The organism is Bacillus sp. PS95 (assembly GCF_037963565.1).
Lineage (GTDB): Bacteria > Bacillota > Bacilli > Bacillales > Bacillaceae > Bacillus > Bacillus subtilis.
Map to the genome: position 1 here is coordinate 1879974 of NZ_CP150160.1, position 23191 is coordinate 1903164.

Below are 23191 nucleotides of genomic sequence, written 5' to 3' on the forward strand. Positions count from 1 at the left end.
CGCCAATGCTGAACACAGAAGACATTCTCTGTAAAATGCTTTTCGCACAATTACAGTCCATAGGGTTTTTCACAGAAAGTAAATCCCAGCCGGTATTGGAGAATTTCTATGGCAGATGGTTCGAAGAAAGCCAATCAATTTTAGAACGGCATCAATTTCTCAAGCGAACGGAGAACGGATATGTTCCAACACGCTCAATAGGCACCATGAGCGAGCTGTGGAAAGAATGGAATGAACAAAAATCTGACCTGCTTCAAGACAATAATATGAAAGCCATGGTGACATTGGTGGAGACAGCACTTAAAGCCTTGCCGGAGATTCTGACCGGCAAGGCGTCAGCCACCGATATCCTGTTTCCGAATTCATCTATGGATTTAGTAGAAGGGGTCTATAAAAACAATCAAGTCGCAGACTATTTTAATGATGTGCTTGCAGATACGTTAACAGTCTATCTGCAAGAACGTCTGAAGCAAGAGCCTGAGGCGAAGATTCGAATATTAGAAATCGGAGCTGGGACCGGCGGGACAAGCGCGGCTGTTTTTCAAAAATTGAAAGCATGGCAGACACATATAAAAGAATATTGTTATACAGATCTGTCTAAAGCTTTTTTAATGCATGCAGAAAATAAGTATGGTCCTGACAATCCATATTTGACATATAAACGATTTAATGTCGAGGAGCCGGCGTCTGAACAGCATATTGATGCGGGAGGCTACGACGCGGTCATCGCGGCAAATGTGCTTCATGCCACAAAAAATATCCGGCAGACATTGCGAAATGCAAAAGCAGTTTTGAAAAAAAACGGGCTGCTCCTTTTAAATGAAATAAGTGATCATAATATATACTCGCATTTGACATTCGGCCTTTTGGAAGGCTGGTGGCTGTATGGGGACCCTGATCTTCGCATACCGGGCTGTCCGGGCCTGTATCCGGATACTTGGAAAACGGTGCTTGAGAGTGAAGGATTTCGCTATGTTTCCTTTATGGCTGAACAATCGCATCAGCTCGGCCAGCAGATCATTGCCGCTGAAAGTAACGGAGTCGTCCGTCAAAAGAAGAGAACGGGGGCAGAAGAAGATCCAAGCCATATACAAATGAATGCTGAAATCGATCATTCACAGGAAAGCGATTCTCTCATCGAACAAACGGCACAATTTGTGAAGCATACGCTGGCAAAATCAATCAAACTATCACCAGAACGTATTCACGAAGATACGACATTTGAGAAGTATGGAATTGATTCAATTTTGCAGGTGAATTTCATTCGTGAATTAGAAAAAGTGACGGGAGAGCTTCCAAAAACCATTTTATTTGAACATAACAACACAAAAGAACTCGTCGAATATTTAGTAAAGGGGCATGAAAATAAGCTCCGTACAGCATTGTTAAAGGAAAAAACGAAGCCTGCAAAAAATGAAGCTCCTCTTCAAACAGAGCGTACAGATCCTAATAAGCCATTTACTTTTCATACACGCCGCTTTGTTACAGAGCAGGAAGTCACGGAAACTCAGCTAGCAAATACCGAACCACTAAAAAAAGAAAAGACAAGTAATTTGCAAGGAACACATTTTAATGATTCTAGTACAGAAGATATCGCAATAATCGGGGTAAGCGGGCGCTATCCGATGTCTAACAGTTTAGAAGAGCTTTGGGGGCATTTAATCGCCGGAGACAATTGTATTACAGAGGCACCGGAATCCAGATGGCGCACATCTTTATTGAAAACATTATCAAAAGATCCAAAAAAGCCGGCAAATAAGAAACGCTATGGCGGATTTTTACAAGATATAGAGGCATTTGACCATCAGCTTTTTGAGGTGGAGCAAAATCGGGTGATGGAAATGACACCGGAACTCCGTTTATGTTTAGAAACCGTCTGGGAAACGTTTGAGGACGGCGGCTATACGCGAACCCGGCTGGATAAATTACGGGATGATGACGGAGTAGGTGTTTTTATAGGGAATATGTATAACCAGTATTTTTGGAATATCCCATCTTTAGAGCAGGCAGTCCTCAGCTCAAATGGGGGAGACTGGCACATTGCAAATCGCGTTTCCCACTTTTTTAACCTGACCGGACCGAGTATCGCTGTCAGCTCAGCATGCTCTAGTTCATTAAACGCCATACATCTTGCGTGTGAAAGCCTGAAATTGAAAAACTGCTCAATGGCGATTGCTGGAGGCGTCAATTTAACACTCGATCTCTCTAAATATGATTCTTTGGAGCGTGCCAATCTGCTGGGAAGCGGCAATCAAAGCAAAAGTTTTGGCACAGGAAACGGGCTTATTCCCGGGGAAGGCGTCGGAGCTGTCCTGTTAAAACCACTTTCGAAGGCGATGGAAGATCAGGATCATATTTACGCTGTGATCAAAAGCAGTTTTGCCAACCATAGCGGCGGAAGACAGATGTATACAGCTCCGGACCCGAAGCAGCAAGCAAAGTTAATTGTCAAGTCGATTCAGCAGTCGGGCATTGATCCAGAGACTATCGGCTATATTGAATCGGCGGCAAATGGTTCGGCGCTGGGCGATCCTATTGAAGTAATTGCCTTAACAAACGCGTTTCAACAATATACAAACAAGAAACAGTTTTGTGCGATAGGCTCTGTCAAATCCAACCTGGGGCATTTAGAGGCGGCTTCCGGTATTTCTCAGCTGACAAAAGTGCTGCTGCAGATGAAGAAAGGGACGATGGTGCCGACAATTAACGCGATGCCTGTCAATCCAAATATTAAGTTGGAACACACAGCTTTCTATCTTCAGGAACAAACAGAGCCATGGCATCGCTTGAATGATCATGAAACTGGTAAACAATTGCCTCGCAGAAGCATGATCAATTCCTTCGGAGCGGGGGGAGCCTATGCCAATCTTATTATAGAAGAATATATGGAGACGGCCCCTGAGAAAGAACATATCGCTCTCCGCCAGCAGGAATTCACTGCCGTTTTTTCAGCCAAAACAAAATGGAGCCTGCTTAGCTATCTAGAAAATATGCAATTGTTTTTAGAGAAGGAAGCTTCTCTGGATATTGAACCCGTTGTACAGGCTTTACACAGGAGAAACCATAATTTAGAGCATAGGGCTGCATTTACAGTGACATCGACTCAAGAGCTGATCGAGAAACTAAAGGTGTTCCGAACATCAAGAGAAAGCTCACTCCAGCAAGGCATCTATACATCATTCGATTTACAGCCATGTCCGGAATCAGCATCTAAGGATAGAGAAATAAACGCAGCAGAGCAATGGGCACAAGGGGCATCGATTACTTTTAAAGAAGCTGATATAGGGAACCGATCAGGCTGGATTCATCTGCCTCACTATGCATTTGACCATAATACATCATTTCATTTCGATGTATCGTCTATCAATGAGAAATCGTCAGATGTTGAAGACAATATCAATCAGCCGGTCATTCAAGATCAATTCACTTATGATGAGCCTTACGTTCAAGGACACGTCTTCAACAATGAACGGGTGCTTGTCGGTGCCACATATGGCAGTCTGGCCATTGAAGCATTTTTTAACCTGTTCCCTGAGGAAAACAGCGGCCGTATCAGCAAATTAAGTTATATCAGTCCAATTGTCATCAAACAAGGCGAGACCATTGAACTTCAGGCAAAGCCGCTGCAAAAAGATCAAGTCATAGAACTGCAAATCATGTATCGCGAGCCGTCCTCTGGTTTGTGGAAGCCTGCCGCAATCGGACAATGCGGAATCGGTTCTTTTGAGCCGAAAAAAGTCAATATCGAGAACGTTAAGCATTCATTAACTAAGCTTCATCACATCGATCAGATGTATAAAACCGGAAACGGTCCTGAATGGGGAGAGTTATTTAAGACAATTACTCATCTCTACAGAGATCACAAGTCTATACTGGCAAAAATTCGCCTGCCCCAAAGCGGGCTGGCAAACGGGCACCATTACACTGTAAGCCCATTGATGACAAACAGCGCGTACTTGGCTATCCTCAGTTTCTTAGAGCAGTTTGACATGACAGGCGGCTTCCTGCCGTTTGGAATCAATGATATCCAGTTTACAAAGCAAACGATAAAAGGGGATTGCTGGCTTTTGATTACATTGGTTAAGAATACAGGTGACATGCTGCTGTTTGATGTAGATGTGATCAATGAGTCGTCAGAAACAGTGCTGCACTACTCGGGCTACTCGCTTAAACAGCTTCGTATTTCGAATCAAAGAGGAAATCAAAATAAGGCCATCAAAGCCAGCAATCTGAAAGATCGTATCAGAAGCTATGTAACAGATAAACTGGCAGTAAACATGGCCGATCCGTCAAAATTGTCTCTTGCAAAAGCGCATATCATGGATTTTGGAATCGATTCTTCTCAATTGGTTGCACTGACAAGGGAGATGGAAGCAGAGACAAAGATCGAATTAAATCCGACTCTGTTTTTTGAGTATCCGACTATTCAAGAGCTAATCGACTTTTTTGCGGACAAACATGAAGCATCATTTGCTCAGCTGTTTGGTGAAGCTCATCAGCAGGAAGAACGCCCAGCTCAAATCGAAAACCAAATGAAACAGATTCCGGCATACGAGACGAACACGGATAAAACAATCGAACACGCGGCAGACGGCATAGCCATTATCGGCATGTCGGGACAGTTTCCGAAAGCAAACAGCGTAACGGAATTTTGGGATAACCTTATCCAAGGAAAGAACTGTGTCTCTGAAGTGCCGAAAGAACGCTGGGACTGGCGCAAATATGCCGCAGCCGATAAGGAAGGGCAATCAAGCCTTCAATGGGGCGGTTTTATAGAAGGAATAGGTGAGTTTGATCCCCTGTTTTTTGGCATATCGCCTAAAGAAGCGGCGAATATGGACCCACAGGAGTTTCTGCTCTTGATACATGCATGGAAGGCGATGGAAGATGCAGGCTTAACAGGGCAGGTTTTATCCAGCCGCCCGACAGGAGTATTTGTCGCAGCCGGCAATACGGATACAGCTGTGGTTCCTTCCCTAATTCCAAACCGTATATCCTATGCACTTGATGTAAAAGGGCCAAGTGAATATTATGAAGCTGCCTGTTCCTCAGCTCTAGTGGCTTTGCACAGAGCTATACAATCCATTCGAAACGGCGAATGTGAGCAAGCCATTGTCGGGGCTGTGAATTTGCTGCTTTCACCAAAAGGCTTTATTGGCTTCGATTCAATGGGCTATTTGAGTGAGAAAGGACAGGCCAAATCCTTTCAAGCAGATGCAAATGGCTTTGTCAGAAGTGAAGGAGCAGGAGTTCTCATCATTAAACCATTGCAAAAAGCCATTGAAGATTCTGATCATATTTATTCGGTTATTAAAGGTTCAGGTGTATCGCATGGCGGCAGGGGAATGTCACTTCACGCGCCAAATCCGGCCGGCATGAAGGATGCAATGCTGAAGGCTTATCAAGGAGCGCAAATTGATCCCAAAACGGTGACCTATATAGAAGCGCATGGGATCGCCTCTCCATTGGCAGACGCGATAGAAATAGAGGCGTTAAAGTCAGGCTGCAGTCAGCTCGAATTGGAACTTCCACAGGAAGTACGGGAGGAAGCGCCATGTTATATCAGCAGCTTAAAGCCGAGCATCGGACACGGTGAACTCGTCTCAGGCATGGCTGCTCTTATGAAGGTCAGCATGGCGATGAAGCATCAAACAATACCAGGCATATCCGGATTTTCGTCTTTGAATGACCAGGTGTCATTAAAGGGCACCCGTTTCCGAGTGACTGCCGAGAATCAGCAATGGAGGGATTTAAGTGACGATGCAGGCAAAAAAATTCCGCGCAGAGCGAGTATCAACAGCTATAGCTTTGGAGGCGTAAATGCGCACGTCATTTTAGAAGAATATATTCCTTTACCAAAACCACCGGTTAGTATGAGTGAGAATGGTGCCCACATTGTAGTTCTTTCTGCAAAGAATCAAGACAGGCTAAAAGCAATTGTTCAACAGCAGCTTGACTATCTGAATAAACAACAAGAACTGTCATTACAAGATTATGCTTATACACTCCAAACCGGCCGAGAGGAAATGGAAGACCGCCTGGCGCTCGTCGTCCGCAGTAAAGAAGAACTGGTAATCGGCTTGCAAGCCTGCTTAGCTGCGGAAAAAGGCGATAAGCCGAAGAGTTCTGTACCTGTCTTTAGCGGAAATGCAGAAAATGGCTCGTCAGATCTCGAAGCCTTGCTGGATGGTCCATTAAGAGAAATGGTGATCGAGACTTTGTTGTCTGAAAACAACCTTGAAAAGATCGCGTTTTGCTGGACAAAAGGGGTGCAAATCCCATGGGAGAAGCTTTATCAAGGAAAAGGTGCCCGCAGAATACCGTTGCCAACCTATCCATTTGAAAAGAGAAGCTGCTGGAACGGCTTTCAAGCAGTAGAGAATACGCCTTCTGTTTCACAGGATGAGCGTATCAACAACAGCAGCGATCATCACATATTAGCAAATGTACTAGGGATGGTTCCGGGTGAACTGCAGCCTCATAAGCCATTGCAGCAGTATGGATTTGATTCAATTTCTTGCATACAGTTATTACAGCAATTGCAATCAAAGGTGGACCCTCTCATTGCCTTGACGGAGCTTCAAGCATGCCATACTGTTCAGGACATGATGGACTTGATCGCAAAGAAAAAGGAGGATACATCCTTACAAAATGATCAAGCTCGCACGTTTCCGGAATTAATACCGTTAAATGACGGCAAGCGGGGGCGCCCTGTCTTTTGGTTCCATGGCGGAGTAGGAGGAGTTGAAATCTATCAGCAATTTGCACAAAAGAGCCAGCGCCCTTTTTACGGCATTCAAGCCAGAGGATTCATGACTGATTATGCTCCTTTGCACGGAATTGAACAAATGGCTTCCTATTATATAGAGATCATTCGATCCATACAGCCTGAAGGTCCTTATGATGTAGGCGGATATTCCTTAGGCGGGATGATTGCATATGAAGTCACACGCCAGCTGCAAAGCCAAGGCCTTGCTGTCAAAAGCATGGTGATGATTGACTCCCCATATCGTTCTGAGACAAAAGAGAATGAGGCATCTATGAAAACGTCAATGCTGCAAACAATTAATACGATGCTGGCATCGATTGCGAAACGGGAAAAGCTTACGGATGTTCTCATCAGCCGTGAAGAGGTGGACATAAGCTTAGAGGATGAAGAATTCCTGTCTGAGTTGATTGACTTGGCAAAAGAACGAGGGCTAAACAAACCAGATAAGCAAATACGTGCGCAGGCTCAGCAAATGATGAAAACACAGCGCGCCTATGATTTGGAGTCGTACACTGTTAAGCCTCTCCCTGATCCTGAGACGGTAAAATGTTATTATTTCCGCAACAAAAGCAGGTCTTTCTTTGGTGATTTAGACACTTATTTCACTTTATCAAATGAAAAAGAACCGTTTGATCAAGCTGCCTATTGGGAGGAATGGGAGCGGCAAATTCCTCATTTCCACCTGGTGGATGTCGATTCAAGCAACCACTTCATGATATTAACCGAACCGAAAGCGTCAACAGCCATGTTAGAATTTTGCGAAAAGCTCTATTCAAACAGGGGAGTAGTGAATGCGAATTTCCTTAAGGCTTTCCGGAAGAAACATGAAGCGAGGGAAGAAAAAGAAACAGATGAATTGGTGAAGCGCTGAGAAAACACAAACGCCCCCTCTTTTAAAAGGGGGCGTTTTGAATGTTATTTTGAAAGTGAAACAGGGAGACTTTCTAATCCTCTTAAAAAGACATTTTTTCTCCATTGAATGTCATCAGGTGCAACCGCAAGTTCAATATCAGGAAATCTCTTCAGAAGTGCGTTAAATGCAATGTGGCCTTCCAGCCTGGCAAGAGGCGCTCCTAAGCAGAAATGAATGCCAAAACCGAAAGAAATATGTCTGTTAGGCGACCGATTTATATTTAATATTTCGGGGTTCTCAAAAAAATTCGGGTCGCGATTGGCCGATCCAATGCCTATAAAAATCATATCTCCTCTTTTGATCGAATGCCCCTTATATGTAAAGTCTTCGATGGCCCACCGATTTGCCATCATAACGACAGGTGAGGTGTATCGCAGCAATTCTTCAACCGCTGTAGCGATCATTTCAGGCTGCTGCTTGAGCTTCTCACATTCCTTCTTGTGCTGCAGCAATGCGAGGGTGCCTGAGCCGAGTAAGTTAACAGTTGTTTCAAGGCCGGCTACAACGAGCAAGAACAGCATCGAATAGAGCTCTTTTTCGCTTAACTTGCTGCCGTTTTCCTCAGCATGCACAAGTTTGCTGATTAAATCGTCTTTTGGCTTTATTCTTCTGTCATGGATCAGCTTGGCGATATAATCTTTAAATTCACGAAGAGCCTGATTTGTCAGCTCTCTATTACCTTCAGAGGTATCAACCATCGCATTGGTCCAGATTTGAAACTGTGACCGATCTTCTTTTGGGATTCCCATCAATTCAGATATAACAATAAAAGGCAAAGGGGAAGCGAAGGATTTCATGATATCCGCTTTATTTTCTTTTACCATTTCATCTAAAAGCTGTTCAGCAATTTGTTCAATGCTGCCGCGCAGATTTTCAATGGTTCGGGGAGTAAATGCTTGATGAACAAGTGATCTCAGGCGGGTATGGTCAGGTGTGTCTTTTGCCAGCATATGATCGGATACAAAATCGATATCTTCACTAACGTTGAGCATTTTGATTTGTTCTTGGTTCATCACATTTTTTACGTCTCTTGTAATTCGATTGTCTTTTAAAAAGGCCATACAATCATCGTATCGGGTAATTAACCAGGCCGGATATGTGGCTCCGAACCGTTTTAATTCAAATCGGTGAATGGGCTCTTCCTCTCTAAATCGTCCTAAAACTGAAAAAGGATTGTGATGAAACTCTTTACCATGCGGATGAAACATCAATTTTTCCATTTGCATTCTCCTCGCCTAATAGGGTAAATAGATGAATCAAATTGCTGAACTAGTTTACAAAAAACAGAATGATTTGAAATGTAATCCTGTCTCTAAAACTATATATCTATTTTAGGAGTCATTCAATAGGGTGAAGAACGAAAAAAGTGAAAAAACGGCTCGATATAAAGCAGCGCCTTTGAACGAAAGCTCAAAGGCGCTACGCTGTATTATTTTGATGAAAGTGGCTTTCAGCTGTGCTGGATATCAATTGTATATACTGCACGATCTGTTACGACCTTCAATCCTTCGTTTTCTTGGTGAATATGAATGTCACCTAATAAAGGAATCTCATAGGCATTTTGCGGAAGCGGTACGTTTCCGTCCTCAGTGAATGTTGTTCCTTCGCCTTCTAAAACCAGCTCTTCTTTCGCAACATAATCATCAGGATGATTCGTACTGCGTATAGCCACTTTTTGAAGGTGGAGAACTATCTGATCCAAGTCTGATATCTCTTCATTATGGGTCAATTCACCTTTTCTAATATCAAGCGTCTGGCCGACTTTTGACTCCAGCCATTGAGAAAGCTGTGTATTCGTGTGTGCCATCAATATTCCTCCTTTTGATCTACACGATACTATTCCCAATTGCTGCATCTTTTACACGGAAAAGAGCCGCCTCACTCTTTATGTATGAAACAATTCGCTGTTGAGAGCCTTGATATAGCGTACGGCAGAACGCTGGACCGCTTCGCCGGCATTTTCTTTGACAACTTTAGAAAAAGCATTGTAAAGCCGGTTGAATTGAAGCGGTTTTACTTTGGCTGCTATTTCTTCAACTTTGGAGGCGGGAAGGGGAATGAGATTTGGGTAGCTGTACATAAAGCTGACCCAGTTTCGGTCCGCCGCAACCGTAATGATATCTCCGGTCAATAGACAGCCTTTCCCTTCATTGCCCTTGCTCCAATGCAAAACAGCACCGCCTTTAAAATGTCCGCCCAGTCGGTAAAGGTCCAGTCCCGGCTTCACGTTGAGCGTTTCCCCTGACCAGAAGTGAATGTGATTGCTTGGCCTGGTCACCCATTCCTTATCATCCTCATGGATATAGATCGGCGCCTGAAACGCTTCAGCCCATTCAACCTGAGTAGAGTAATAATGTGGATGAGACAAGGCGATGGCTTGAATACCGCCTAATTCGTTGATTTGGTCAATTGTCTTTTGGTCAAGATATGTCATGCAATCCCACAGCACATTGAAGCCCTTATGCTGGATAAGATGGGCTGTTTGTCCGATCGCAAACTCTGGTTCAGTTTTGATGCTGTAAAGATGCTCTTCTTCCTTTTGGAGGATGTTTTGAAGGTTTCCTTTCTCACGCATGTCTTCAAGGGTTGTCCAACTTTGTCCATCGGGATGAATATACTGTCTTTCATCCTCGCAAATCAGACACGAGTTGGGCGGATCTACAGTCTGTGCATGTTGCACCCCGCATGTATTGCAGATATAATATGGCACTTTCTTCACTTCCCTCATCTATTTTCCATTATTTTACCTTATTATTATGAATATTCAAACACAAAACCGGCAGTTCTGCTGAGAGAGAATTGCCGGCTTTTTGGTGCTTTTTATTGGCCGGGGACGGAATTTTCTGCGTTGACAGCGCCCGCTCCGTACACATTCGGATCTTCATCTTTCCATTTGTCCGTGCCGTTTTTCAAAAGCTCTTTTACTTCATCAGGGGTAAGATCCGGGTTTTGCTGAAGAATTAAAGCTGCGATTCCTGCGCAAATCGGTGTTGCCATCGAGGTTCCTGACATTGTAAAGTACTGAGACCCTACACGGCTTGACTTTTGGAGCTTATCAATATAAGAATTCGGAGAGCGAAGGGAAATAATATTAACACCCGGCGCTAAAATATCGGGCTTTTCTTTCCCGTATACTGTCGGGCCGCGACTTGAGAAGGAAGCGACAGTATCATCATCGCTGCTTGCAGTATTGTTATCGTCAAGCGCACCTACTGTAATCACCTTTTCGCTCACGCCCGGGCTTGCAATGGTCTGCGAATCAGGGCCTGAGTTTCCGGCAGCGACACAGACGACAATCCCTGCGCTCCACGCTTCCTCAACCGCTCTGACTAACGGATCTTCCTGTTCATGATCATATCTAAGGGCATCGCCCCCGAGCGACATGCTAATAATATCAATCGGTTCATCGGGGTTGTCCTCATTGTATTGAATACACCACTCAACACCCTCTATAATATCTGCTAACGTTCCTGAACCCTGCTTGTTTAATACCTTTACGCCGATGAGATTGGCTTCCGGTGCAGGGCCGCGGTATTGACCGGAAGAGGATGTGCCGCTGCTTGCGACATCACCTGCACAGTGTGTGCCATGACCATTATCATCGTACGGCTCTGTTTTTTGATTGACCATATCCGCGAATCCGATAATTCTGCCTTCTAGATCAGGATGCGGGTAGATTCCTGTATCGACAACAGCGACAGTAACACCTTTTCCTGTCAGGGTTTGCCCGTTTCTAACGACTTCCTTCGCATGGCTTGCTTCGGTTGCCGTGTCTAAAAGCGCTTTGACTTCGCGGTTTAAATACACTTTACGGATATTGCTGCATTCAGAGAGAAGGGAATGTAATGCTGAAGGAGTAACCTCGGCGCTGCAGCAGTTGATTTTGTTGAAGCGGCTTTTTAGCTTGCTGCGTTTTTCTTTTTGCAGCACCTCTCCAGCCATTTGAAGGCCGGTCTCGTGACAGCCTTCCTCAAATTCGATAATGACTGACATTTTTTTTCTGTTTTGCAATTTGGTTTCGAAAAATTTATGCAAGAAGCAAGGAGTCCATTTGAAGGGCTTGTAAAGCTGCAATACGGTTTCCCTTAACGGCCAATCTAGCTTGTGAGCATTTGCTCTCACCATTTGTACCATAGAGTACCCAAACATGTATTTTCCTCCTATTATAAGGTTCTCTGTATACTCTATGAACAGATGATAGGTTTGGTAAGTTTGTTTGTCCTCTGTAAGAGACAGACAAGAGTTTGTTTTTCTGAATCTTTCGCATTAGATACGATAGATTCAGAAGCTGAGGAAATCATTGGGGATTGAAAAAGAACGTTTGTTCGTATTATAATGTGATCATATCAAACTGGGAAGGGGAGAGCAACCGTATGAATTTCTACTTGCACCGATCTTTGGAAAGCCAAATGCCAATCAGCATTATATATATGAAGAAAGACGGAACGATTAGTAAAAGAACGATTATTGTGAGACAGAAAAGCAAAACGAAAATCAAAGCATTTTGTTTTTCGAAACAACAGATCAGAACATTTTTATTGGACTCTATCCTCTCCTGTGATTTTGTGAGAACAAATAAGCAAAATCTCTATTCTGCAGGCCGGTAACAGCTGTCCGTCTCAGCAACCGGGCAGCCTGTTACTAAAACCCTCCTTAAACCTATATACATTTATTTGCCAAGTGAGGTTGTTCCTACCTTTTTTGTCTTTCCTCTCAACCTTTTTTCACTCTTATTTGAAATGAACCGCTAATAACCGTGACAATCAATTGATTTTTTGAAACCGGGAACTTTTTCACTGATGATATTGTGTATACAATGGTAAGATAAAACCTATTGGCTAAACCTCATATAATGAACCGCGCCATTCTTATGAAAGGAGTTAAACATGAGAAGATTTTTACTAAATGTCATATTAGTCTTAGCCATTGTCTTGTTCTTGAGATATGTTCATTACTCATTGGAACCAGAACCATCAAATCAGCCAGATACATATTCAAATTTCAGCAGCTTGGCAGAGAATGAGAGCCCAGCCGATTACGATATTTCATATAATGAGAAAAAAGGAAGCAAAGTCTTAATTATGTCTCCGCATGGCGGAAGAATTGAAGGCGGAGTAAGTGAGCTTGTGCGTTATTTCAATAATGAATACTCTACATACCTATTTGAAGGGTTGAAGTCCCATGATAACCAAACACTGCACATTACAAGCACCAACTTTGATGAGCCATTGGCAAAAAAGAAAATCAAGGAGCATCAATATGTGGTGGCTTTTCACGGATATAAAGGAGAGAACAAGAATACCCTTGTAGGGGGAACAGACCGAAAGCGGGCGAAAATGATTGTGAGAGCCCTTGAGCGGAGAGGGTTTTCCGCTGAGTTAGCGTCGTCTAAAAGCGGTCTTGCTGGATTGAATGCCGAAAACATTAATAACCAAGGGGAAACGGGGCTAAGTATCCAGCTGGAAATCAGCCGTGAGCAGAGAGAAGCATTTTTTGATGATTTTTATTATAAAAATAGAAAATACACAAAGAACAGTGAATTTTATGCTTATGTCAGTGCGATCAAAGGTGTCCTGGAAAAAGAGTATTCGTAACAAGCAGATCAGAAGACAAAATAAGAGAAGATCAGTAGACTGAAATAGGATAAAAAAGGAGGCAAAACAATGGCAGATCATCATTTTTATTTAAAAGCGAACTGGCCGGGTAACCGTAATGATGTCGGTACGATCGAAAGCGGAAACCTGATCACATCGATTTCCATTCCTAAAGAAATGGATGGCCCGGGAGAAGGGACCAACCCAGATGAAATGCTTCTCGGGGCGGCAGCGACCTGTTACATTATTACACTTGCAGCGATGATGGAGAGAAGCGGGCTGGAAAAAGAAGACTTACAGATGGAGTCAGAAGGCATTATCAACGTTACAAAAGGAGTCTTTACATACAAAAAGATCATTCACCGTCCCTCTGTCGTGCTTAAACATGATGCTTCACAAGACGACGTCGCATTGGCGCACAAACTTTGTAAAAAAGCGGAGTCGTCATGCATGATTTCGCGTGCAATTCAAGGAAATGTCGAGCTGCAGCTTGAAGCCTCTGTGAAACTGGGTGGAGAATAAAGAAAACAGACGGTCACTCACAGGCCGTCTGTTTTTTATCTTCAGCGTGGGCTTTCGATTGATTTAGCACGACCACGCCTGCAATGACAAGCGTGAGACCGAATACACCTTTTAAACTGATGGTTTCGCCAAAAAGCAAAAACCCGACAATTGCTGTAAGCGCGGTACCAACGCCCGACCATGTTGCATACGCGCTTGATAAGTCAATTGTTTTTAAAGAAAAGCTTAGAAACGTAAAAGCAGAAAGAAATCCGACTATGACTCCGGCAATGGGCCAGGCTTGTGTAAATCCTTCTGAAAGCTTCAACATCGTGCTCCCAAACACTTCAGATACAATGGCGAGAGCCAAATAAAGCAATCCTCTCATCTTCATCACTCCTTTATTGCCAATTAAGTAACACGACCCCTGATAGTAATAAAAGAATCCCGATAAGCCCTTTGGCATTCAGATCTTCCTTGAACCATTTTACTCCGATCACTGTCGTCAGCACCGTGCCTGCCCCGCTCCAAGTCGCATAGGAGAGGCTCAGGGGAATATGGTTTAAAGTCAGGGACAGCATATAAAAGGCGAGGGAATAGCCAATAACGACCAAAGCACTTGGCTTCCACTTTTTGAAGCCATCAGATACTTTCAGCATGGCTGCTCCTATCGATTCCGAACATATGGCAATCGTGAGGAATATATATCCTATCAACATCATGAATTCTCCTCACTATATTTTTAGATTAGAAAAAAAACTTCAGCTAGAAAAATATTAGTGTATGCCTATGTATGAGTCAAGAGATTCATTTTCACACACTTAAAAAGACCCCTTTTTAAGGGGCCTTTTGCGTTTAATAATAATAAGGGAACGGGGCATACGGATAATAGGGGTATCCGCCATAAAAATAAGGATTAAATAAAGCGCTTCCTATAAGCCCGCCTGCAAGGCCGCCGATAAACGGTCCTCCAAAAAATCCGAATGGCCGGCCAAACCCATAACCAAATCCGGGTCTTCCAAACCCGTAACCGAACCCGAACGGTCTTCCAAACCCAAATGGTCTCCCGAATCCGAACGGTCTTCCAAATATTCTTGTATCTTCAGGGCTGAAATGCTCTAACTCGTTCATGTTTTCTTTCCTCCTGTAATAAAGTGTAGATGATGCAGTGTATTCACCCTGCCCGGATTTGATTGGGCGAATCGAGAAAAAGGAGGATGTGAACACATTGGGCCTGTATCAGTCTGACTGGTCAAAAGCACCGCCCCACGCACATGCCTATCATGTCAAAACAACGAGAGAACAGGGCCATTATCATCTCATTGAAGGGTTTACTCAGCCGGCAAACGGATCAAATACCGATCAGCATACACATTACTATACAGGGATCACTTCATTTGAAAACGGCCATTTTCATCGGTATTACGGAATCTCAGGGCCGGCGATTCCCTTAGCAGATGGCACACATTATCATGAAATCGAAGAAACGACATATCTGGCCTATAACGAGCCGATTGAGATCCAGTACGGAGGGGTTGTGTACGATCCCGGAGATGACAGAAGAAAAACGCATCGTCATACCCTGAAAGGAAAGACAAGGGAAATTGTCGGCAATGAGCCGCTCGGCTGGTAGAAGGATGTTTACCGATGCAAAAAAAGGGCAAAATGGATAGGTGGTTGTCCATGTTGAATGCTATAATGGGGGGAGATTTATAAAAGAGAGTGATACATATTGAATAATACGAAGCAGCCCGTTGTCATTTTAGTCGGACCGACGGCAGTGGGGAAAACCAATTTAAGTATTCAGCTAGCCAAATCCTTAAACGCGGAAATTATCAGCGGAGATTCGATGCAGATTTATAAAGGGATGGATATTGGAACAGCTAAAATTACCGAACAGGAGATGGAGGGAGTGCCCCATCATCTGATTGACATTTTAGATCCCCAAGACTCTTTCTCTACTGCCGATTATCAAAGCTTAGTAAGAAATAAAATCAGTGAGATTGCAAATAGAGGAAAGCTTCCGATGATTGTCGGCGGTACAGGGCTTTATATACAATCTGTGCTTTACGATTATACATTTACGGAAGAGGCAAATGATCCCGTGTTTCGAGAGAGCATGCAAATGGCCGCTGAGCGGGAAGGCGCTGACTTTCTTCATGCCAAACTTGCTGCAGCAGATCCCGAGGCAGCAGCTGCGATTCATCCGAATAATACAAGAAGAGTCATTCGCGCACTGGAAATTTTACATACGTCCGGAAAAACGATGTCCCAGCATTTGAAGGAACAAAAACGAGAACTTCTGTACAATGCAGTGTTAATTGGCCTGACAATGGATAGAGACACGCTTTACGAAAGAATTAATCAGCGGGTCGATTTGATGATGCAGTCAGGCCTTCTTCCCGAAGTGAAACGCTTATACGACAAGAACGTGAGAGACTGTCAATCAATACAGGCGATAGGCTATAAAGAGCTGTATGCATATTTTGACGGTTTTGTGACACTTTCCGATGCTGTCGAACAGCTAAAGCAGAACTCGAGGCGGTATGCGAAACGCCAGCTGACGTGGTTTCGCAACAAAATGCAGGTCACATGGTTCGATATGACACCGCCTGTTGATATGGAGCTGAAAAAAAAGGAAATTTTCACACATATAGCAGGAAAACTCGAACTTTAATCGAAACTGTATGATATAGAGAATCAAGGAGGACGAAACATGAAACCGATTAATATTCAGGATCAGTTTTTGAATCAAATCCGGAAAGAAAATACGTATGTCACTGTTTTTTTGCTGAACGGCTTTCAGTTGCGGGGCCAGGTGAAAGGCTTTGATAACTTTACCGTATTGTTGGAATCGGAAGGTAAGCAGCAGCTTATATATAAACATGCGATCTCAACGTTTGCGCCGCAAAAAAACGTCCAGCTTGAACTCGAATAGATCAAAAAATGCCATGTCAAGACATGAGGAAAGGCTGCCGGGGGTTCCCGGCGGCCATTTTTAACATTCATCCACTTTTGCTCCAAGCTTTTTGTGTAAGCTGACCATGCCAAGGCACGGTCTTTTTTTATGAGAACAACATACGGAAGTGAAAATGGTATATTATGTATAAAATGAATTTGGGGGTGATCGACCTTGTTTGAAAGTGAAGCAGAACTGAGACGAATCAGGATTGCACTTGTATGGATAGCTGTCTTTTTACTGTTCGGGGCGTGCGGGAATCAAGATACCATTATTGAAACAGACAGCGGCAATTCAGACTATGAAACGCCTCAGCCCACCTCGTTTCCACTTGAACATAACCATTTTGGCGTTATGGAGGACGGCTATATCAAAATTTATGAGTATAATGAGTCCCGCAATGAGGTAAAGCTGAAGAAAGAATACGCGGATGATGAGCTTGAATAAAATTCACAAGCATTCGAATTTACAAAGCGGATGCCAGCCGCTAAACTAAATACAGACACAGATCAAACAGAGGGTGAAAACATGAAGCATAAAGTGATCGTGAATCATTGGGAAGAAATTTGCGAAGATGATTCTTGCTATGAATACGGAACAAGTATCATTGTGAACGGAAAAGAATTAATCAGAGAAGCGTCAATTATCACTGCTTTGAAGGCGGTTTTAGAAGAGATCGGCGCGGATGTTGAAATAGAAGAAACAGTAGAGAGCGAAAAATGCTGTGATAGCTTAAGAAAAAAAAATCTAGACTACTAAGCAGTTTTTTTTCATGTTATGATAAACATCGGCTAAAAAACGACACCCCGAGTAGGACGAGAGATGATTCTCGTTCTGCTCTCTTTTTTGGGCCCTAATGAGTCTGCCCATTTGCCTGATTTGATCAAAATATGAATTTTTCATAAAAACGAATCTATATATTGTGTTTTTGCTAGAGGGTAGTATACTATATATAGTGTTAGTGATGAGAGATTCATATTTTTTGATAGGTCGTGATAAAACGTGGTACAAATCATATTTGATTCGAAAACAGGGAATGTTCAGCGGTTTGTGAATAAAACAGGCTTTCAGCAGATACGCAAGGTGGACGAAATGGACCACGTGGACACTCCGTTTGTTTTGGTAACCTACACGACAAACTTCGGCCAGGTACCGGCATCAACACAATCATTTCTCGAAAAATACGCCCATCTCTTATTAGGAGTCGCTGCGAGCGGCAACAAAGTATGGGGCGATAACTTTGCAAAAAGCGCCGATACCATTTCAAGACAATATCAGGTGCCGATCTTGCACAAATTTGAACTCAGCGGCACATCTAAAGACGTTGAATTGTTTACTCAGGAGGTAGAAAGAGTTGTCACAAAATCAAGTGCCAAAATGGATCCAGTTAAATAACGAAATCATGATCCAAAAAGATGGAAAATTCCAGTTTGACAAGGATAAAGAGGCTGTACATAGCTATTTTGTAGATTATATCAATCAAAACACAGTCTTCTTTCACGATTTAAAAGAGAAGCTGGATTATTTGGTTGAAAACCAATACTACGAAGAGGAATTCTTAAGCCTTTATTCTTTTGAAGACATTAAAGAAGTGTTTAAGACAGCTTACGCTAAGAAGTTTCGTTTTCCTTCCTTCATGAGTGCGTTTAAATTCTATAATGACTATGCTTTGAAAACGAATGACAAGAAAAAAATCCTCGAGCGTTATGAGGACCGGATCTCAATTGTTGCGCTGTTCTTCGCTAACGGCGACACTGAGAAAGCAAAAGAATATGTAAACCTGATGATCAATCAAGAATATCAGCCGAGCACACCGACATTTCTGAACGCCGGCAGAAAACGCCGCGGTGAACTTGTGAGCTGCTTCTTGCTCGAAGTTAATGATTCTTTAAATGACATTTCAAGAGCGATCGATATCTCCATGCAGCTTTCTAAGCTTGGCGGCGGGGTTTCTCTTAACCTGTCCAAGCTTCGCGCGAAAGGTGAAGCCATTAAAGATGTTGAAAATGCGACAAAAGGCGTTGTAGGCGTCATGAAGCTTCTTGATAACGCGTTCCGTTATGCTGACCAAATGGGACAAAGACAAGGGTCCGGCGCGGCGTATTTAAACATTTTCCACCGCGATATCAATGATTTTCTTGATACGAAAAAGATTTCTGCGGATGAAGATGTGCGTGTCAAAACGCTTTCGATCGGTGTTGTCATTCCGGATAAGTTCGTTGAGCTTGCACGCGAGGACAAAGCGGCTTATGTATTCTACCCGCACACGATTTATAAAGAGTACGGCCAGCACATGGATGAGATGGACATGAACGAAATGTACGACAAGTTTGTCGACAACCCTCGGGTGAAAAAGGAAAAAATCAACCCGCGGAAACTGCTTGAAAAATTGGCGATGCTTCGTTCTGAATCAGGCTATCCATACATCATGTTCCAAGATAACGTCAATAAAGTGCATGCGAATAACCATATTTCCAAGGTCAAATTTTCTAACCTTTGCTCTGAAGTGCTGCAGGCATCTCAAGTTTCTTCATACACAGACTATGATGAAGAAGATGAAATCGGTCTGGATATTTCCTGCAACCTGGGTTCGCTTAACATTCTCAATGTCATGGAGCATAAATCAATCGAAAAGACAGTCAAGCTTGCGACAGACTCTTTAACACACGTTTCTGAAACAACTGACATCCGTAATGCGCCTGCTGTAAGACGGGCAAACAAAGCGATGAAGTCAATCGGCCTCGGTGCTATGAACCTTCACGGCTACCTTGCGCAAAACGGCATTGCGTATGAAAGTCCGGAAGCGCGTGACTTTGCAAACACGTTCTTTATGATGGTGAACTTCTACTCCATCCAGCGTTCTGCGGAAATCGCAAAAGAGAAGGGTGAAACGTTTGATCAATATGAAGGCTCAACCTATGCGACAGGTGAATACTTTGACAAATACGTTTCTACTGATTTCTCACCGAAATATGAAAAAATCGCTAATCTGTTTGAGGGTATGCATATCCCGACGACAGAGGACTGGAAAAAGCTAAAAGCATTTGTGGCTGAACACGGTATGTATCACAGCTACAGATTATGCATTGCGCCGACAGGCTCTATCTCATACGTCCAATCAAGTACGGCGTCTGTTATGCCGATTATGGAACGCATTGAAGAACGAACATACGGCAACTCAAAAACGTACTACCCAATGCCTGGGCTTGCATCTAATAACTGGTTCTTCTATAAAGAAGCCTACGATATGGACATGTTCAAGGTTGTGGATATGATCGCCACTATCCAGCAGCACATTGATCAGGGAATCAGCTTTACATTGTTCTTAAAAGACACAATGACGACCCGTGATTTAAACCGAATCGATCTGTATGCACATCATAGAGGAATTAAAACCATTTACTATGCAAGAACGAAAGATACTGGGCAAGACAGCTGCCTTTCTTGTGTTGTTTGATTAAAGGAGAGTTTATAGTGACAAAAATTTATGACGCAGCAAACTGGTCAAAGCATGAAGACGATTTTACCCAAATGTTCTATAACCAAAACGTGAAACAGTTCTGGCTTCCGGAAGAGATTGCTTTAAACGGCGATCTCCTCACATGGAAGTACCTCGGAAAAAATGAGCAGGACACTTATATGAAGGTACTGGCCGGACTTACGCTTCTTGATACAGAGCAGGGGAATACGGGGATGCCGATTGTGGCTGAACACGTAGATGGCCACCAGCGGAAAGCGGTGCTGAACTTTATGGCTATGATGGAGAACGCTGTCCATGCGAAGTCGTACTCTAATATTTTCATGACCCTTGCACCGACTGAAACGATTAATGAAGTATTTGAATGGGTTAAACAAAATAAATATTTGCAGAAAAAAGCGCAAATCATTGTCGGGCTTTACAAAGCCATTCAAAAAGATGATGAAATTTCACTGTTCAAAGCGATGGTTGCTTCCGTCTATCTGGAAAGCTTCCTTTTCTACAGCGGTTTCTATTATCCGTTATATTTCTACGGACAAGGAAAACTGATGCAAAGCGGTGAGATCATTAACCTGATCCTTCGTGACGAAGCGATTCACGGCGTGTATGTCGGTCTCCTTGCTCAGGAAATTTATAATAAACAGACAGAAGAGAAAAAAGCAGAGCTTCGTGAATTTGCGATCGACCTTCTGAATCAGTTATATGAAAATGAGCTTGAGTATACAGAGGACTTGTACGATCAAGTCGGACTCTCACACGATGTAAAGAAATTCATCCGCTATAATGCGAATAAAGCGCTGATGAATCTTGGATTTGATCCATACTTCGAAGAGGAAGATATTAATCCGATCGTATTAAACGGATTAAACACAAAAACAAAATCGCATGACTTCTTCTCTATGAAGGGGAATGGCTATAAAAAAGCGACAGTTGAGCCGCTCAAAGATGATGACTTTTATTTTGAAGATGAAAAAGAGCAGATATAATATCTGCTCTTTTCGGCTTGAAGGTTCAAATGAGGAGGACGCAGTACCCATGGGAAAAATGGACGAAATGATTTTAGTTGCCCCGCGCGATGATGTGTTTAAGAAAGAAAGCTTAACCTTCCAGGGCGTGTACAGTGAAGATAGCAGAGTAGCCGAAATCATGGCTCAGATTGAAGCGGCCTATCGTGAAATGAGAAGAGGGGACGCAGAAGAAGATCCGCGTTTCAAGCAGCCGATACCTTATGTCGTCATTAAGCGTGAAGATGAAGTTTTTCTTTACGAGCGGCTGGCTGGCGGCGGTGAATCACGACTGCACAACAAGCTTTCTCTCGGCTTTGGCGGTCATATGAACGCCATCGAAGGGGCAGCTTCATTTGCTGAAGTCTTAAAGCTGAACACAGACCGTGAGCTTGAGGAAGAACTGCAAATAAATGAAGAAGATAAACAGGCGATTGTCACACTGGGATTGATCAATGATGATGAAAACAGTGTTGGCAAAGTGCATATCGGTATTCTTTCTGCGCTTCAATTAAAGCCTGGCGCACAAGTGGAAGTGAAGGAGAAAGAACAAATTGCGGGTAAATGGATGAAAGTTTCTGAATTAAAACAGGATGACATCTACAACCGTCTGGAAACATGGTCACAGTTTGTTGTCGATATCCTTGAATAAAAAAACCCGGTTTCTCGTGATGAGGAGCCGGGTTTTTTTATGAGACGCTCGTCCCCGTCTCGGCTATGATTCTAGGATCACAATAGCGTCAAAGCCGGCATTTTTCGCTCTGGCAGCGAGGGTGTCTGCATTGTCTTTGGATGAAAATGCGCCAATCTGCACTTTGTATAATCCGTCCTTTAAAAGGACAATCGAGTCAAAACCTTTGGCTTCGGCTTTACTTGCAAGCGAGTCGGCATTCGCTTTGACTTTAAATGCGCCGCTTTGAACCTTATATAACCCTGAGCTGGAAGTCTTTTTAAGGTTAAAGGCTTGCTCCAGCCCCTTTGCATGTCCTCTCGCTAAGCTTTGAATAAAACTGCTCGTTTTCAGCTTATTTGCATCGGCAACGGTATCAATGAAGCCGTTCTCGGTCAAGAGGGCAGGCATTGCCGACTCCCTTAGGACGTGGAAGTTCGCTGTTTTTTTGCCGCGATCGGCAAAGTCGACAGCTTGTATCACTTCAGAGTGAATTGCCGATTGATAAGTCGTCGTCGGGGCTCCTACATCTGGATAAATATAGCTTTCAAAACCTGTGCCTCCCCCGGAATTAACGTGAATGGACAAAAAGAAATCTGCTCCCCAGTTATTTGCGGCATTTGTCCGGTCGTTTAAGCTGACATATTGGTCGCTTGTCCGGCTCAGCAGCAGAGAAACGCCTTCATATTCATTAGTTAATATCGTACGTAAGGCTAAAGCGATTTGCAGGGTTAACGTTTTTTCCTGAAGGCCATTACCTGTTGCGCCTGGATCAGACCCGCCATGGCCAGGATCAATAAAAATTTTAACCATTTTTCATCACCTCATTACAGGATATGAAAAAACACGGCTTCTGCTTGTACGATTATCATTCAACTGAAAAATGAGGAAATAATCCTTTCACATCCAGAAATTATTTCTCGGGAAAGCGCACAATTCAACATGAAGCGACAACAGATACGGTCTGAAATGAAATATGTACATATACCATATGTTTGTATGTACTTTGAGTTCGGTTAACCTGCACTGATTCCTGCTGGTTTTAAGCTTTGCGTTCATATTAAATCAAGCATTTGAAACGTAAATTGATGAGAAAAGCTCCTTTCATTAAAGACACCACTTTATAAATCGAAAAAAAGAAAAACACTTCAGGTATCTTACGGAGGGTAATACGCTTCATACAAAAAACAGCCCGTTGCATGAAAAAAGGATTGGCGAATGGAGAAAATAATGAGAAAGAAGCTCACCATAATACTCTGACAAAATGATTAAAAACAAAATATCATGGTTTGTCCACCCTATG

At 43.2% G+C, this 23191-nt stretch carries 21 protein-coding genes; 13 read left to right on the forward strand and 8 right to left on the reverse strand.

What is annotated here, in order from left to right:
• Nucleotides 1-5: 5 nt before the first annotated feature.
• Nucleotides 6-7640: a beta-ketoacyl synthase N-terminal-like domain-containing protein gene (locus NSQ12_RS09510; protein ID WP_339176535.1), complete on the forward strand. Its 7635-nt coding sequence runs from the start codon at nt 6-8 to the stop codon at nt 7638-7640.
• 44 nt (nt 7641-7684) lie between these two features.
• Here NSQ12_RS09510 and NSQ12_RS09515 read toward each other — a convergent pair whose 3' ends face one another.
• From NSQ12_RS09515 to aprX, 4 genes are all read right to left on the reverse strand, one after another.
• Nucleotides 7685-8902: a cytochrome P450 gene (locus tag NSQ12_RS09515; RefSeq protein ID WP_339176537.1), complete on the reverse strand. Its 1218-nt coding sequence runs from the start codon at nt 8900-8902 to the stop codon at nt 7685-7687.
• Nucleotides 8903-9132: 230 nt separating this feature from the next.
• The gene (locus tag NSQ12_RS09520; protein ID WP_076457692.1) at nt 9133-9489 is read right to left on the reverse strand and encodes a hypothetical protein; all 357 of its coding nucleotides are present in this window, start codon (nt 9487-9489) and stop codon (nt 9133-9135) included.
• A 78-nt stretch (nt 9490-9567) separates the two neighbouring features.
• On the reverse strand, nt 9568-10392 hold the full coding sequence (locus NSQ12_RS09525; protein WP_076457691.1) for an MBL fold metallo-hydrolase: 825 nt from the start codon (nt 10390-10392) through the stop codon (nt 9568-9570).
• Nucleotides 10393-10502: 110 nt separating this feature from the next.
• Nucleotides 10503-11831 carry a serine protease AprX gene (gene aprX / locus NSQ12_RS09530; RefSeq protein ID WP_160221600.1) on the reverse strand — a complete coding sequence of 443 codons (1329 nt, stop codon included), beginning with the start codon at nt 11829-11831 and terminating at the stop codon, nt 10503-10505.
• Nucleotides 11832-12055: 224 nt separating this feature from the next.
• Here aprX and NSQ12_RS09535 point away from each other — a divergent pair, with 224 nt between their 5' ends.
• The 3 genes from NSQ12_RS09535 (at nt 12056) to NSQ12_RS09545 (ending at nt 13798) form a co-directional block, all read left to right on the forward strand.
• Complete coding sequence (locus NSQ12_RS09535; RefSeq protein WP_014476869.1) at nt 12056-12289, forward strand: hypothetical protein; 234 nt, start codon at nt 12056-12058, stop codon at nt 12287-12289.
• 279 nt (nt 12290-12568) lie between these two features.
• Nucleotides 12569-13276 carry a poly-gamma-glutamate hydrolase family protein gene (locus NSQ12_RS09540; RefSeq protein ID WP_003245758.1) on the forward strand — a complete coding sequence of 236 codons (708 nt, stop codon included), beginning with the start codon at nt 12569-12571 and terminating at the stop codon, nt 13274-13276.
• Nucleotides 13277-13345: 69 nt separating this feature from the next.
• Nucleotides 13346-13798, forward strand: a complete 453-nt coding sequence (locus tag NSQ12_RS09545; protein WP_217011450.1) for an OsmC family protein — start codon at nt 13346-13348, stop codon at nt 13796-13798.
• Between the two features lie 13 nt (nt 13799-13811).
• Here NSQ12_RS09545 and ebrB read toward each other — a convergent pair whose 3' ends face one another.
• From ebrB to NSQ12_RS09560, 3 genes are all read right to left on the reverse strand, one after another.
• Nucleotides 13812-14165, reverse strand: coding sequence for a multidrug efflux SMR transporter subunit EbrB (ebrB, locus tag NSQ12_RS09550; RefSeq protein WP_003245163.1), 354 nt, complete (start codon nt 14163-14165; stop codon nt 13812-13814).
• A 13-nt stretch (nt 14166-14178) separates the two neighbouring features.
• On the reverse strand, nt 14179-14496 hold the full coding sequence (gene ebrA / locus NSQ12_RS09555) for a multidrug efflux SMR transporter subunit EbrA (protein ID WP_015483253.1): 318 nt from the start codon (nt 14494-14496) through the stop codon (nt 14179-14181).
• A gap of 136 nt (nt 14497-14632) precedes the next feature.
• On the reverse strand, nt 14633-14908 hold the full coding sequence (locus NSQ12_RS09560) for a hypothetical protein (protein WP_029317825.1): 276 nt from the start codon (nt 14906-14908) through the stop codon (nt 14633-14635).
• Between the two features lie 88 nt (nt 14909-14996).
• Between NSQ12_RS09560 and NSQ12_RS09565 the strand changes: the two genes are divergently transcribed.
• The 9 genes from NSQ12_RS09565 to NSQ12_RS09605 all read left to right on the forward strand — a co-directional run bounded on the left by NSQ12_RS09565 (nt 14997) and on the right by NSQ12_RS09605 (nt 21870).
• Nucleotides 14997-15410 (forward strand): YmaF family protein, encoded by a 414-nt coding sequence (locus tag NSQ12_RS09565; protein WP_003231769.1) that lies wholly within the window; start codon nt 14997-14999, stop codon nt 15408-15410.
• Nucleotides 15411-15509: 99 nt separating this feature from the next.
• A complete protein-coding gene (gene miaA, locus NSQ12_RS09570) occupies nt 15510-16454 on the forward strand; it encodes a tRNA (adenosine(37)-N6)-dimethylallyltransferase MiaA (protein ID WP_003245569.1) in 945 nt (314 codons plus the stop codon).
• A gap of 39 nt (nt 16455-16493) precedes the next feature.
• Nucleotides 16494-16715: an RNA chaperone Hfq gene (gene hfq / locus NSQ12_RS09575; protein ID WP_003221097.1), complete on the forward strand. Its 222-nt coding sequence runs from the start codon at nt 16494-16496 to the stop codon at nt 16713-16715.
• A 195-nt stretch (nt 16716-16910) separates the two neighbouring features.
• Nucleotides 16911-17183 carry a YmzC family protein gene (locus NSQ12_RS09580; protein WP_014479841.1) on the forward strand — a complete coding sequence of 91 codons (273 nt, stop codon included), beginning with the start codon at nt 16911-16913 and terminating at the stop codon, nt 17181-17183.
• 81 nt (nt 17184-17264) lie between these two features.
• Complete coding sequence (locus tag NSQ12_RS09585; protein ID WP_003245262.1) at nt 17265-17495, forward strand: hypothetical protein; 231 nt, start codon at nt 17265-17267, stop codon at nt 17493-17495.
• Nucleotides 17496-17738: 243 nt separating this feature from the next.
• Nucleotides 17739-18131, forward strand: a complete 393-nt coding sequence (gene nrdI, locus NSQ12_RS09590; protein ID WP_003231758.1) for a class Ib ribonucleoside-diphosphate reductase assembly flavoprotein NrdI — start codon at nt 17739-17741, stop codon at nt 18129-18131.
• Nucleotides 18091-20193 (forward strand): class 1b ribonucleoside-diphosphate reductase subunit alpha, encoded by a 2103-nt coding sequence (gene nrdE, locus NSQ12_RS09595; RefSeq protein ID WP_014479842.1) that lies wholly within the window; start codon nt 18091-18093, stop codon nt 20191-20193. The genes nrdI and nrdE overlap by 41 nt, the downstream gene beginning before the upstream one ends.
• 17 nt (nt 20194-20210) lie before the next feature.
• The gene (gene nrdF / locus NSQ12_RS09600) at nt 20211-21200 is read left to right on the forward strand and encodes a class 1b ribonucleoside-diphosphate reductase subunit beta (protein WP_043857532.1); all 990 of its coding nucleotides are present in this window, start codon (nt 20211-20213) and stop codon (nt 21198-21200) included.
• 49 nt (nt 21201-21249) lie between these two features.
• Nucleotides 21250-21870 carry a hypothetical protein gene (locus tag NSQ12_RS09605; protein WP_003245105.1) on the forward strand — a complete coding sequence of 207 codons (621 nt, stop codon included), beginning with the start codon at nt 21250-21252 and terminating at the stop codon, nt 21868-21870.
• 63 nt (nt 21871-21933) lie between these two features.
• Here the strand turns inward: NSQ12_RS09605 and cwlC are convergent, their stop codons facing one another.
• Nucleotides 21934-22701, reverse strand: coding sequence for a sporulation-specific N-acetylmuramoyl-L-alanine amidase (gene cwlC, locus NSQ12_RS09610; RefSeq protein ID WP_106073939.1), 768 nt, complete (start codon nt 22699-22701; stop codon nt 21934-21936).
• Nucleotides 22702-23191: the final 490 nt, after the last annotated feature.